This window comes from Neisseria flava, from assembly GCF_982712965.1.
In genome coordinates, this window is sequence record NZ_CEXQBZ010000028.1 from 1 (window position 1) to 13,604 (window position 13,604).

General features: G+C 50.9%; 13 protein-coding genes. 4 read left to right on the top strand and 9 right to left on the bottom strand.

Translation table 11 applies throughout. From position 1 onward, the window contains the following. Positions 1 to 191 precede the first annotated feature (191 nt). From AC5M9B_RS02125 to AC5M9B_RS02140, 4 genes are all read right to left on the bottom strand, one after another. Complete coding sequence (locus AC5M9B_RS02125; protein WP_455007565.1) at positions 192 to 1,088, bottom strand: peptidoglycan DD-metalloendopeptidase family protein; 897 nt, start codon at positions 1,086 to 1,088, stop codon at positions 192 to 194. A 174-nt stretch (positions 1,089 to 1,262) separates the two neighbouring features. Then, complete coding sequence (surE, locus tag AC5M9B_RS02130) at positions 1,263 to 2,018, bottom strand: 5'/3'-nucleotidase SurE (protein ID WP_204827963.1); 756 nt, start codon at positions 2,016 to 2,018, stop codon at positions 1,263 to 1,265. Positions 2,019 to 2,144: 126 nt separating this feature from the next. Continuing rightward, positions 2,145 to 2,984 carry a protease HtpX gene (htpX, locus tag AC5M9B_RS02135; RefSeq protein ID WP_039405570.1) on the bottom strand — a complete coding sequence of 280 codons (840 nt, stop codon included), beginning with the start codon at positions 2,982 to 2,984 and terminating at the stop codon, positions 2,145 to 2,147. A 182-nt stretch (positions 2,985 to 3,166) separates the two neighbouring features. Continuing rightward, positions 3,167 to 3,769 (bottom strand): DUF4230 domain-containing protein, encoded by a 603-nt coding sequence (locus tag AC5M9B_RS02140; RefSeq protein WP_039405574.1) that lies wholly within the window; start codon positions 3,767 to 3,769, stop codon positions 3,167 to 3,169. Positions 3,770 to 4,094: 325 nt separating this feature from the next. Between AC5M9B_RS02140 and ribBA the strand changes: the two genes are divergently transcribed. From ribBA to AC5M9B_RS02155, 3 genes are all read left to right on the top strand, one after another. Further along, positions 4,095 to 5,432 (top strand): bifunctional 3,4-dihydroxy-2-butanone-4-phosphate synthase/GTP cyclohydrolase II, encoded by a 1,338-nt coding sequence (gene ribBA / locus AC5M9B_RS02145; protein WP_060975258.1) that lies wholly within the window; start codon positions 4,095 to 4,097, stop codon positions 5,430 to 5,432. A gap of 97 nt (positions 5,433 to 5,529) precedes the next feature. Further along, positions 5,530 to 7,524, top strand: coding sequence for a DNA mismatch repair endonuclease MutL (gene mutL, locus AC5M9B_RS02150; RefSeq protein ID WP_487648170.1), 1,995 nt, complete (start codon positions 5,530 to 5,532; stop codon positions 7,522 to 7,524). Between the two features lie 232 nt (positions 7,525 to 7,756). Beyond that, positions 7,757 to 8,341, top strand: coding sequence for a hypothetical protein (locus AC5M9B_RS02155; protein ID WP_487648171.1), 585 nt, complete (start codon positions 7,757 to 7,759; stop codon positions 8,339 to 8,341). 316 nt (positions 8,342 to 8,657) lie between these two features. Here AC5M9B_RS02155 and AC5M9B_RS02160 read toward each other — a convergent pair whose 3' ends face one another. From AC5M9B_RS02160 to AC5M9B_RS02180, 5 genes are all read right to left on the bottom strand, one after another. Beyond that, positions 8,658 to 9,338, bottom strand: coding sequence for an SIR2 family NAD-dependent protein deacylase (locus tag AC5M9B_RS02160; protein ID WP_487648172.1), 681 nt, complete (start codon positions 9,336 to 9,338; stop codon positions 8,658 to 8,660). 45 nt (positions 9,339 to 9,383) lie between these two features. Then, a complete protein-coding gene (locus AC5M9B_RS02165; RefSeq protein WP_003742720.1) occupies positions 9,384 to 9,584 on the bottom strand; it encodes a hypothetical protein in 201 nt (66 codons plus the stop codon). 342 nt (positions 9,585 to 9,926) lie between these two features. Further along, complete coding sequence (locus tag AC5M9B_RS02170) at positions 9,927 to 10,703, bottom strand: ferredoxin--NADP reductase (RefSeq protein WP_003756710.1); 777 nt, start codon at positions 10,701 to 10,703, stop codon at positions 9,927 to 9,929. 207 nt (positions 10,704 to 10,910) lie between these two features. Continuing rightward, positions 10,911 to 12,323: a threonine synthase gene (gene thrC, locus AC5M9B_RS02175; protein WP_487648173.1), complete on the bottom strand. Its 1,413-nt coding sequence runs from the start codon at positions 12,321 to 12,323 to the stop codon at positions 10,911 to 10,913. 142 nt (positions 12,324 to 12,465) lie between these two features. After that, positions 12,466 to 12,843, bottom strand: a complete 378-nt coding sequence (locus AC5M9B_RS02180; RefSeq protein ID WP_487648174.1) for a hypothetical protein — start codon at positions 12,841 to 12,843, stop codon at positions 12,466 to 12,468. Between the two features lie 157 nt (positions 12,844 to 13,000). On the opposite strand from AC5M9B_RS02180, the gene AC5M9B_RS02185 reads away from it, so the two are divergent. After that, positions 13,001 to 13,604 (top strand): hypothetical protein (locus AC5M9B_RS02185; protein ID WP_487648175.1); only part of this gene is annotated, 604 nt, incomplete at its 3' end.

Genomic DNA, 13,604 nt, shown 5'->3' on the forward strand with positions numbered 1-13,604 from the left:
TTGATAATGCCGGATAGCTGTCTAAAAACCATTCAAGCAAAAACAAAAGCTGTCCGCCGCAGAAAAAGTGTAAACAACGCGACGATTTCCTACACACCGAAACAGGGAGACCTACATTTTCATCCGCGCTGTGAATTACGGATTTAATTTAAAAGGCCGCCCGAATAATCGGGCGGCCTTCAATTTGTTCATCAGAATGCGATATAAGTGGCAGGATTGACCGGTTTGCCGTTTTGACGGACTTCGAAGTGAAGTTGAGTACGGTTGGCATCGGTATTACCCATTTGTGCAATGGTTTGTCCGCGTTTGACATTTTGTCCTTCATTGACGAGCAGACGTTGGTTGTGTCCGTATGCGCTCAAGAATGAGGAGTTGTGTTGGATGATGACAAGGTTGCCATAACCGCGCAAACCCGAGCCTGCATAAACCACTTTACCGTCTGCGGCAGCTACGACGGGCTGACCCGCATTACCGCCGATGTCCACGCCTTTATTGCTGCCGCCAAAGTTGGCAAGGACATTACCGTTGGTCGGACGCTGCCATGTAATGCCGCTGACTGTACGGGTTGCGCCGGTAGCAACTGTCGGCGTATTAAGAGGTGCAGGAGCAGGCTTGGCAATGGGTGCAGGTGCAGAATATGACGGTTTGGCTGCCGCAGTCGAAGCAGGGGCAGTATAACCGGCCGGTTTGACGCGCAGATTTTGTCCGATGCTGATGTTGTTGTCAGTCAAACCATTCCATTCACGCAGATTGTCTTGGGTAATATGGTAGCGTTTGGAAATATTGTAGACGGTATCGCCACGGACAACAGTATGCGTCGCCGCATTGATGTCAACCGGCGCATAGGACGGAATATAGGCACCGCCGGAAACAGGTGGCGTATAGCTGCTGTTGGCAGCCGGAACAGAAGGAGGAGTATAAGGGGCATCGTTGGCTGCCGGCGCATTTGTGCCGTAAGGGGTCGCACCATAAGGATTGGAAGAAGTACCGGAACCGGCATTACCGACGACGACGGGGGCGGGTTGCTGGCTGGTACATGCGCCCAATGTCAGGGCGAAAGCGGCATAAAATGCGGTTTTTTTCAACATAATCGATGACCTTTATATCGGGGTTATTGTCTTGATTGGTGCATATCATAATAAAAATAAGCCCGCCCCTCAAGTATCGGGGCGGTTAGGGACTGTTAAAATCGGCTTGCCGCGCCTGTTTCAGAACAAAAAGGTCATCTAAAAACACTCGGCAAAAAACAGAAATCTGTGTGCTTATCCCTCTTTACTGTCCTGCCAAAATCCGCTGACTGCATCCATATGGCGGTAGGAAGTCAAATCGATTTGCAGCGGTGTAACCGTGATAAAGCCCGCCTCACACTCCCCAAAATCCGTACCTTGCTCCCGGTCGGAAATATCGCCTACGGGACCTATCCAATAAATAGACTCGCCGCGGGGATTCTTCATCGGGATAACGCTTTGCTCATGATGCCGCCGCCCCAACCGCGTTGTTTTGATACCTTGTACCGCATCCGGCGGTACGGCGGGAATATTGATGTTCCAAAGGACAGGCGTTTTAGGAGGATTTTTCAACAACCGCTCCAATATCATCCAAGCCGCCTGTTCCGCCGTCTGCCAATAACGCCCCCGCGTATCGTTCAAAGACAACGCAACGGCAGGAATGCCCATCAGGAAGGCTTCGGTCGCTGCGGCAACCGTTCCCGAATAAAGCGTATCGTCTCCCATGTTCGCACCATTATTGATGCCTGAAAGGACCAAATCGGGTTTAAAATCCGAAAGTACATGGCAACCCACATGAATACAGTCGGTGGGCGTACCGTCAACATAATAAAACCCGTTTGCCGCCTGCTTCATTTGCAAAGGGCGGTCGAGCGTCAAAGAATTGCTGACGCCGCTTCGGTCGCGTTCTGGGGCAACGATGCGGACATTGGCAAACTCCGCCGCTACCCTCGCCAAAATGGCTATGCCCTGCGAAGAGTACCCGTCGTCATTGGAAATCAAGATATTCATTGTTATAGCTCTCTGAAAAGGGATGCTATTGTATCGCCCCCATACTGCGGCCGTCTATCCGAAACCCTCATGAAAAAGGTCGTCTGAAACCAAATTTAGTTTCAGACGACCTTTTGTTTTTTCGCATTACAGATTTTTCAAGCGCGCAATGCGGTTATCCAACGAAGGGTGCGTACTCAGCAGGGAATCTTTGGCATCACTGGCAATCCCCATCGCATTCATCTGCTCTGGCAAATCGCTCGTGCTGCCTTTCAAACGTTGCAGCGCGGCAATCATTTTATGCGCACCGACCAACTTGGCGGCACCCGCATCCGCACGGTATTCGCGCTGACGGCTAAACCACATGACGACGATGCTTGCCAAAAAGCCGAACACAATCTGCAACACCATGCTCACCATAAAATATGTGCCTTGCGAAGTGCTGCCGTCGTTATTGCGGGCAATCATGCCTGAAACGACGCGTGCCAAGAAAACCACAAACGTATTGACGACACCCTGTATCAGCGTCAACGTAACCATATCACCGTTGCCGACGTGCGCCATCTCGTGCGCCAAAACCGCTTCGACCTCGTCCCGGGTCATATGATCGAGAAGGCCGGTACTGACGGCGACTAAGGAGCTGTTGCGTGTCGCGCCGGTTGCAAAAGCATTCGGTTCAGGAGAATGATAAATCGCTACCTCAGGAGTTTTGAGACTCCATTGACGGGCCTGCGCTTCAACAGTTGCCAAAAGCCATGCTTCTTCTTCGCTGCGCGGTTGAACGATAACCTCCGCACCCACCGAGTTTTTAGCGATGGTTTTGGACATGAGCAAAGAAATAATCGAACCGGTAAAGCCGACGACGGCAGAATACGCCAGCAGGCTGCCGACTTGGTCCGTACTGTTGATACCGAGGACTGCCAAAACAATCCGGATGACGACTAAAACCGCGATATTGGTTACGAGAAACAGAAAGACACGTTTCACCAGTGTTCCTTTAAATTTGTTTGTTATGTAAAAAATGAATTCTTCAAATACCTTGCAAAAGGCAATGTATTTTCTCAAAAAGTCTCGCCTACCGAAACACCTTATTGGGAAAAGGTATGCAAATCCAAATACACTTTTGGTTACCCACTCGCAATATTATGCTGTCAAACGTCATCCAGCGTTCAGTTGCACTGCCCCACTGCCGCCGGATAAACCGATACCTGCGTCTGCGTCAGGGCAAACAGGTTTTCAAGCTGCGTTTGCGCTTGGCGGTTGGCGTGATCCAAAATTTGGGCTTTGCACGCGCTGGCGAGGACTTGTTTTTTGGCTTCGTCCTGCACGGTTTTGAATACCGCCTTATCCACGGGCAAAAGGTTGAACGAGCCGGTTTGGATGTCGTACACCTCGATATTTTCCAAATCGACACTGAGGATTTCTACGGGTGGCAGGCTGATGAGGACTTTTCCGTCCACGATATTGACGTTATCGGCGTGAAGTTTGTCCAAATCCAAGCCCGCCAACACCTTGCCGCGCACGATAAACAGACCACTTTGCGAGTCCTGCCACAATCTGCGCCAGTCGCCTTTTTTCTCGGTGCGGATGATGGTGTCGATGTAAAAAGCCGTGCTTTCCAAGCGGTTCATCTGCTTAATCTGCATCAAAACGCCTTCGCGCGAAATCGCTTCATGGGCGTTGTCGTTGCGGTGCTGGGCATAAAACCAGCCGCCCGCTGCTGCGACTGCGCAAAAAATAGATATTAAAATCAATCGGTAAACCATTTTCATCAGGTTAGACCCTTTTCGGTTGCGTTAAACTTATAGTGGATTAAAATTGCAATGATACGGCGTTGCCAACGCCCTTATGTACTACCCGTACACGGCGGGCGTTGCCGCCTTGTCTCATTTTTATTTTAATCCACTATAACGCCCATATTCTTTCAAATGTTCAGATTTCAAGCAAAGGTCGTCTGAAAACGCCATTTTTGTTTTTCAGACGACCTCCTATCGAAACATTACCAAAAAGTAATAAAAATCCGCCTTCAAACACAGTTTGCCTTTTGGTAAAGACAAGACTACAATCGCCTACATCCTTTCAGCCACACCACACATCATGAACACCACCGACCTGCGCCGCCGCAACCTGCGGCAATGGATAGCGGACAAATACGGCGGCCAGCAAACCCGTTTGGCCGAAGCCATCGCCATCAACCAAGGCGAATTGTCCGCCCTTCTGAAAAACAAATCCTTCGGCGAGAAAAAAGCCCGCAAAATCGAACAGGCGGCGCAAATGCCCGCCATGTGGCTGGATCAAGAACACGCCACAGCCCAACCCGACCATCAAGAAAGACGCACCATGCCCCACATTTCCTCCATCCCCGAAATCCTTGCCGACATCAAAGCCGGCAAAATGGTTATCATCACCGACGCGGAAGACCGCGAAAACGAAGGCGATTTGCTGATGGCGGCACAGTTCGTCACCCCCGAAGCCATCAACTTCATGATCAAACACGCGCGCGGACTGGTTTGCCTGCCGATGGAAGGCAGCATGGTCGAGCGGCTCGGCCTGCCCATGATGACCCAGAAAAACGGCGCGCAATACGGCACCAACTTCACCGTTTCCATCGAAGCGGCGCAAGGCATCACCACCGGCATTTCCGCCGCCGACCGCGCCCTGACCATCCAAACCGCCGTCTCCCCGACCGCCAAACCCGAAGACATCGTCCAACCCGGCCACATCTTCCCACTGCGTGCGCAAAAAGGCGGTGTCCTAGTACGCGCCGGACACACCGAAGCCGGCGTCGATTTGGCACAAATGAACGGACTCATCCCCGCCGCCGTCATCTGCGAAATCATCAACGACGACGGCACCATGGCGCGTATGCCCGAACTGATGAAGTTCGCCGAAGAACACAACCTCAAAATCGGCACGATTACCGACCTTATCGAATACCGCAGCCGCACCGAAAGCTTGCTCGAAGACATGGGCAACGCCCCCGTACAAACCCCGTGGGGCGAATTCCAGCAACACGTTTACGTCGACAAACTCTCCGGCGAAACCCACCTCGCCCTCGTCAAAGGCAAACCCACCGCCGACACCGAAACCCTCGTCCGCGTACACGAACCCTTCAGCGTCATGGACTTCATCCAAGCCAACCCGCGCCATTCCTGGTCGCTGCCCAAAGCCCTTGAACGCATCCAGCAAGCCGACAGCGGCGTCGTCATCCTCCTGCACCGCACCGAAGACGGCGCCACCCTGCTCGACCGCACCCTGCCCAAAGGCGCCAACCAAGCCTACAAATGGGACAGCAAAAGCTACGGCATCGGCGCGCAAATCCTCGCCGGCCTCAACGTCGGCAAACTGCGCGTGTTAGGCCAGCCTTCCGCCTTCACCGGCCTGACCGGCTTCGGCTTGGAAGTCGTCGGTTTTGAAGAAGCAGAAAACAAATAAACCGCCCGTCTGATCAAAAGGTCGTCTGAAATCCCGATTCCGGTTTTCAGACGACCTTTTGCTATAATACCCGCCAGTTTGAAAACGGAAGAAACCCATGTCCCGAATCGCCGCCCTGCCCGACCACCTCGTCAACCAAATCGCCGCCGGCGAAGTGGTCGAACGCCCCGCCAACGCCCTCAAAGAAATCGTCGAAAACAGCATAGACGCAGGCGCGACGGCGATTGAAGTCGAGCTGGCAGGCGGCGGCATCCGCCTCATCCGCGTCAGCGACAACGGCGGCGGCATCCACCCCGACGACATCGAACTCGCACTCCACCGCCACGCCACCAGCAAAATCAAAACCTTAAACGATTTGGAACACGTCGCCAGCATGGGCTTTCGCGGCGAAGGCTTGGCAAGCATCGCCTCCGTCAGCCGCCTGACCCTGACCAGCCGCCAAGACGGCAGCGCGCACGCGACCCAAGTCAAAGCCGAAGACGGCAAACTCAGCAGCCCCACCGCCGCCGCCCACCCCGTCGGCACCACCATCGAAGCCGCCGAACTCTTCTTCAACACCCCCGCGCGGCGCAAGTTCCTCAAATCCGAAAACACCGAATACGCCCACTGCGCCACCATGCTCGAACGCCTCGCGCTGGCGCATCCGCACATCGCCTTCTCGCTCAAACGCGACGGCAAACAAGTATTCAAATTCCCCGCCCAAAACCTGCACGAACGCATAGCCACCATCGTCGGCGAAGACTTTCAGGCGGCATCCTTAGAAATCGACAGCGGCAACGGCGCGCTGCGGCTCTACGGCGCCATCGCCAAACCCACCTTCGCCAAAGGCAAAACCGACAAGCAATACTGCTTCGTCAACCACCGCTTCGTGCGCGACAAAGTCATGCTCCACGCCGTCAAACAGGCATACCGCGACGTATTGCACAACGCCCTCACTCCCGCCTTCGTCCTCTTCCTCGACCTGCCGCCCGAAGCCGTGGACGTCAACGTCCACCCCACCAAAACCGAAATCCGCTTCCGCGACAGCCAGCAGGTACACCAACTCGTGTTCCACACCCTCAACAAAGTCCTCGCCGACACCCGCGCCGATTTGACCGAAAGCGTCGGCAACGCAGGCGAAGTGTTGCACGAAATCACAGGCATCCGTCCCGCGGTAACGTCGTCTGAAAACGAGCCTAGCGAGTTCCGCCCAAACCCGACCGCGTCGTCTGAAAACATTTTCGCCGCCGCACCAAATACACACGTCTCCGAACCGCGCAACGCCTTCGGTTCCGGTAAAACCGTCCCCATGCCCTATCAGGCGGCACGCGCGCCGCAGCAGCGCAGCCTGTCCCTGCGCGAAAGCCGCGCCGCCCTCAACACCTACGCCGAACTCTTCAAAAACACCGCAGCCGATGAAGCCGATATCGAGTTGGCACAATTCGAACAAGCCCGCTTCGGCAACACGTCCGCCACGTCGTCTGAAAACCCCGCACGCACCTTTTCAGACGACCCCAAACCTGAACTGCCGCCGCTCGGCTTCGCCATCGCCCAATTATTAGGCATCTACATCCTCGCCCAAGCCGAAGACAGCCTGCTGCTCATCGACATGCACGCCGCCGCCGAGCGCGTCAACTACGAAAAAATGAAACGCCAGCGGCAGGAAAACGGCAACCTGCAAAGCCAACGCCTGCTCATCCCCGTTACCTTCGCCGCGTCCCACGAAGAATGCGCCGCCCTCGCCGACCACGCCGACGCACTGGCAGGCTTCGGGCTGGAACTGTCCGACATGGGCGGCAACACCCTCGCCGTCCGCGCCGTCCCCGCCATGCTCGGCAAAGCCGACGTCGTCTCGCTCGCCAAAGACGTATTGGGCGAACTCGCCCAAGTCGGCAGCAGCCAAACCATCGAAGAACACGAAAACCACATCCTCGCCACCATGTCCTGCCACGGCTCTGTCCGCGCCGGCCGCCAACTCACCCTGCCCGAAATGAACGCCCTCCTGCGCGACATGGAAAACACCCCGCGCAGCAACCAATGCAACCACGGCCGCCCGACCTGGGTAAAACTGACACTGAAAGAACTGGACGCACTGTTTTTACGCGGACAGTAAAGCCGATGGAAAACAAAAGGTCGTCTGAAAACGGATTTAAGCTTTCAGACGACCTTTTAAGTAAATTAAGTTGTCAAAGTCAATGTTTAAGATGGAGTTGGTTTTATTAGTTCTTTCTTCGACTAATGTTGAACCGAAGATTTATGATTTCAGTAAAAACGGTATCTAGGGAGAATCATTGTTAGTAGCAGTAGAGTGAAATTTATTTGTTTTAAACTAACAGGAATTAATCATGGAAATTGGTCATTTTGTAACGATTTTATCGTCTCTTATAGTTGTATCTTTAACGCTTCAGAATTTTTTCAAACAAAAATGGTGGGAAAGAAAAGAAAAAATCTATTCGGAATCGATTGAAAAATTACAAGAAATACAAATCATTCTATTCCGCTGCAAAATGGATCTAATTAATATAGATAAATTCCATTTTGATCATGAAGATATCAGATATGAAAACCATGTGATGTTACACAATAGAATCATGGAATTATTACTATTATGTGATGAGTTCAAACTTTATGTGTGCAAATTGTTTCCGTACTTCTTCAGACCATCACTAGAAAAAATAACTGACATCTCTAACAACCTGAATAACTATTTACTATATCTTCATGATTATCTTGGAAGTGATGAACCTATCGATTTTGATAATATAGATTCACGAAATGAGATACTTTCATCTTTTAATAAAGCTAACAGTTATTTAAGTTCAGAGATGCAACAATTTGCGTTTTTCATGAAATTGGATTTAAAGATAAACATAAAATATTTTATTTATGGATATCTGCTACAAATAAAATCCCTTTGGAGTAAACCGTAGCGTGGGCTTTGCCCACGAAAACCACACCAAACCTATCTTTAAAAAACTCAAAGGAACCCTTTATCCATAGTCATTCCCGCGTAGGCGGGAATCTAGACCTCGGCATTTCGGAATAATTTCAAAGCTGCCATAACTTTAAACTTCCGGATTCCTGCCTGCGCGGGAATGACGACGATAGGTTAGTCATCTAGGGGCGAGAGTGAAGACAATATCCACACTTAACATTTAAACTTCCTGCCAAACAATCTCCAACCGGATAGCCCCATACAATACCAAAGGTCGTCTGAAACTTCTTCAGACGACCTTTCCTTAATTCTCAAACCCGACCAATCAAATACTCGACCAATGCCGGCACGCCTTCCGCCGCGCGTTTCGGAATCACTTCGACATCCGCGCCCACGCCTTGCGGGTTCGGATCGACCAGATAGCGTTCTGCATCGGGCGGCGCGTAATGAATTAGCGAAGCTGCCGGATAAACCTGCATCGACGTGCCGACAATTATGACCACATCCGCATCGCGCATTTCTTCGACCGCCGCATCAAACATCGGCACTTGCTCGCCGAAAAACACGATATGCGGGCGCATCAGATTGCCTTTGCTGTCGCGCACATCGTCGGTCTGCTCGCCGGTAAATTCGATGATTTCGTCTTCATCGACGGTGCTGCGCAGTTTGTTCAGCTCGCCGTGCAGGTGCAATACTTTGCTGCTGCCCGCCTTCTCATGCAACGCGTCCACATTCTGCGTAATGATATGAACATCGTAATATTGCGCCAGCCTGACCAACGCCAGATGCGCGGCGTTCGGCTCGGCGGCGTTTGCCTGAAGCCTGCGCTGGTTGTAAAAATCAATCACAAGCTTGGGATTGCGCGCCAAGGCTTCGGGCGTGCAGACATCCGTAACCCTATGCCCTTCCCACAAACCGCCCGCATCGCGAAAAGTCAGCAACCCGCTGTCGGCGCTGATTCCCGCGCCGGTCAGGACAACGCATTTTTTCATTGTTCGGACTCCTTATGTCGTCTGAAACCCATATTGCCAAACGGCTCAATCGTCCGGATGGAAACGCGCGGCGGCACGCTCTTTGGCGGCGGTTTCCTTGTCTTTCAATTTCGTTCCCAGACCAAGGCGTTTTTCGTATTCCGATTGCGGCGTATCGTCATCCTGCATACCGAATGCGCTGGCGTTGACCCAAAGCGCGAGAAGCGAAACGACAAAGGCGCAAAAACCTATGATGTACCAAAACATTTGTTTTCCTGTATTTTTGATGTGCAATAACGAAGGGCGCGATAATCGGGAATGAAACGGCAGATTGGAAAGGAGTAAATTCAAATAAGAAATACCTGCCGCGGCAATCACGGTACAAATATTTTCTATTTGAAGCCACTGTCAAACAGTCAAACTGCCTACCCGCCGCCTTTCATATAGCGGTTTGTAAAGATATGAAATGTATCACAAAGCCGATGTGATATAAATTCTCCCACCTGATTCTTTCATTCGTTTACCTATTATCGGTTTAAAAGCCAAAAGGTCGTCTGAAAAGTTTTCATAACTTTTCAGACGACCTTTATCTATCCCTTAAAAAAAACCTTATTGGTCCACAAACGCGCGTTCGATTAGGTAGTCGCCGCGTACGCCGGTTTTCGGGGAGACGGTCAGACCGAAATCGTCCAGAACTTTGCAGGTGTCTTTCAGCATGGCAGGGCTGCCGCACAGCATGGCGCGGTCGTCTTGCGGGTTGATTTTGGGCAGGCCGATGTCTTCAAACAGTTTGCCGCTTACCATCAGGTCGGTCAGGCGGCCGTGGTGTTCGTAGTCTTCGCGGGAAACGATGGGGTAGTAAATCAGTTTTTCTTTAACCAAGTCGCCGAGGTATTCGTGTTCGGGCAATTCTTTGGTGAAGCGGTCGTAATACGCCAAATCTTTTTTGTAGCGCACGCCGTGTACGAGGATGATTTTTTCAAATTGCTCGTAAATTTCGGGGTCTTTGGTGATGCTCAAGAAAGGGGCGATGCCGGTACCGGTGCTCAACAGGTAAAGGTGTTTGCCCGGATTCAGGTCGCCGGCAACCAAGGTTCCGGTCGGTTTTTTGCTGATCAACACGTCGTCGCCGACTTTAAGGTGTTGCAGGCGGCTGGTCAGAGGGCCGTCTTGGACTTTAATGCTGAAAAATTCGAGGTGTTCTTCCCAGTTGGCGGAGGCGACGCTGTATGCGCGCATCAGCGGCTTGCCATCCACCATCAATCCGACCATGACGAATTGGCCGTTTTCGAAGCGCAACGATTCGTCGCGGGTGCAGGTAAAGGTGAAATACGCATCCGTCCAGTGGTGTACGGACAATACTTTTTGGGTATTGAATGCTGCCATTTGAGTTTCCTGTCGGTAAATCCGTCTGATCGCGCGGGTCGGGCGGATGATGGTTTAAAAGGGTTTTCAGACGACCTCTCTCGCCTGTGAATAGATAATGCCGAATTAGAGCAAACGCGCAATTTTAAACGAAAATATTTATCATCACAATGCTTGCTGTCTAGCAGAGGTCGTCTGAAACTTTTCAGACGACCTCTTGGCAACGCCTTACTTGTCTAAGGTTTCGCGGATGATTTCTTTGACGGCGGCTGCATTGTTCGGCACGACTCGGACGCGCTGCGGCAATTTTTCCAAACCTTCCAGCGCGGCGGGGCGCGGAATGGCGACATCGCCGACGGCTTCATGTATGGTCGCATCGAATTTCGCTGCCAACGCGGTTTCCAAACAAACAACCGTTTCCCCTTCTTCGCGCACTTCGCGGGCGACTTTTACGCCGTCGGCAGTGTGCGGGTCGATGAGTTCTTTATCTTGCTCGTAAACCTGTTTGATGGTGGCGAGGCGGTCGGCGTGGGTAGATTTGCCGGACGTAAAGCCGTATTTGCCGCCGACTTTTTCCAAGGCAAACTGCAAGTCAAAGCCCTTGCCCGCCGCGACTTCCGCCCACAGCGTGTTGATTTCCTGAGGATCGCGATCCATCAGGTCGAACACGAAACGCTCGAAGTTGGACGCTTTGGAAATGTCCATAGACGGGCTGGAGGTAACATAAGTATGCTCGCTGTTGCGCGGGCGGTATGCACCGGTTTTGAAAAACTCGTCCAACACATCGTTTTCATTGGTCGCCACAATCAGGCGGCGGATAGGCAAGCCCATCTGTTTGGCGATGTGTCCCGCGCAAACGTTGCCGAAGTTGCCACTAGGCACGCAGAAGCTGACCTGCTCATCATTGCTTTGCGTTGCCTTGAAATAGCCTGCAAAGTAATAGACCACTTGCGCGACGATGCGTCCCCAGTTGATCGAATTGACCGTACCGATATGGTATTTTTCCTTGAACGCGGCATCGTTCTGCACCGCCTTCACAATGTCCTGACAATCGTCAAACATCCCCTTCACGGCGATATTGTGGATATTCTCGTCCTGCAAGCTGTACATCTGCGCACGTTGGAACGCGCTCATTTTGCCGTCGGGCGACAGCATAAATACATTCACGCCCTTTTTACCGCGCAGGGCATATTCCGCAGCCGAACCCGTATCGCCGCTGGTCGCGCCTAAGATATTGAGTTCCCTGCCCTTTTTGTTCAACACATATTCAAACGCATTGCCCAAAAACTGCATCGCCATATCTTTAAACGCCAGCGTCGGGCCGTTGGACAAGGCTTGGATTTTGATACCATCCGACAAAGTACGCACAGGCGTGATTTCCTTAGAGCCGAACGCCGCTTCCGTATAAGTACGGTTCACAATATCGCGCAAATCGTCCGCCGGAATATCCGTAACAAACAGGCTCATCACCTCAAACGCCAGCTCCGGATAGCTCAAACCGCGCCACTTGTCCAAAGTCTCGCGGCTGACCTGCGGATAATGTTCCGGCAGCATCAAACCGCCGTCGGGCGCAAGCCCCATCAACAAAACCTCGCTAAACGGTTTATGCGCCGTCTCGCCGCGCGTACTGATATATTTCATGATTTCTTCTCTATAAAAACAAAATATTGCCAATTAAAACAGGAAACTTGCCAGCGAACCATCCCGCAAGCCGCCCTATCCCGACCTTAATCCACTATAAACTTTCAGACGACCCCGATACACAAAGGTCGTCTGAAAAACATTATCTATACAAACGCTTGAAACAAGCATTGACGGTTTTCACCGTTACCGACGCAATCGCCCGATCGCGCGAAGAAGGATTCAAAACATCCATCAACTCTTGTGCGGACACCTGATTCGGCGCCTCCTCGCTCGCGCAGCCGCAAATTTTATCTTCCCACTCGCGCTGTTTGTCCGCGCTCATCGTCAGCGCGACCAAACGCCACTCATTGCGCTTGTTCAATTCCGAACGGCACTGATGATCGACCGCCATTTTCACCACGCTGCCACCGATACCCGTACCACTGCCCAAACCGCCGAACGCCGAGTCAGAATCATAAGCGCAACCGCCCAACAACGCCGCCACAGAAGCAACGGCAACCATCTTTTTCATATTCATAGCCATCCCTTGCCGCAAGGTCGTCTGAAACGCCCCACAAAGTCTTTAAACAAACGTGCATTATACCGTAAGCGGTGTGAGATGGGGGATTGGGAGACGTGGGGTATAATTTGGAAAATATTGAATGATCTTATAGAAATAAGGAGTGGTATTCAAAATGTACAAACCAAAGAAAAAATCTTCATTTGTTGAAGTCTTGGAAATAATCGGCAAATCGATAACAATTTTAGCTTCAGCAGGAGTGATATTAGGCGGCTTTCTTTCCTACAGTTACTTATCTTTCATCCGGCAGCCAAGTGTTTTTACCGATGCAATATCAAATCCTTCTAGTCTAGCATCTATTTTAATCACATTTGTATTAACAATAATAGCCCTTATTAGCCCATATATTTTCCCTCACATACTTATCCCTTTATCGAAAGATGTTAAACAGGAAAAAATAGCTATTAAAAATCTGCTACCATGCTTATCCATAGCTCCTTTAACATTTATAGCAATAATTACATATATATATTTATCCAATGATCTTCCTAAAATCATATTAGAATATATTTCATATATCGCTATTTTTCTCCCTGTGAGTGTATATTTAATTCAAATAACAATCAAAAACAGGAAAGATATTGAAATTTTTATATTAAAATTTATTTTCTATGCAATATACTACCTAGTATCAGCATTGATCTTGTTTCCTATAATCATTATTTTTACTATTCCAGCTTTAATTTATTTAATAATATTTTCAAATAATGATATAAAAA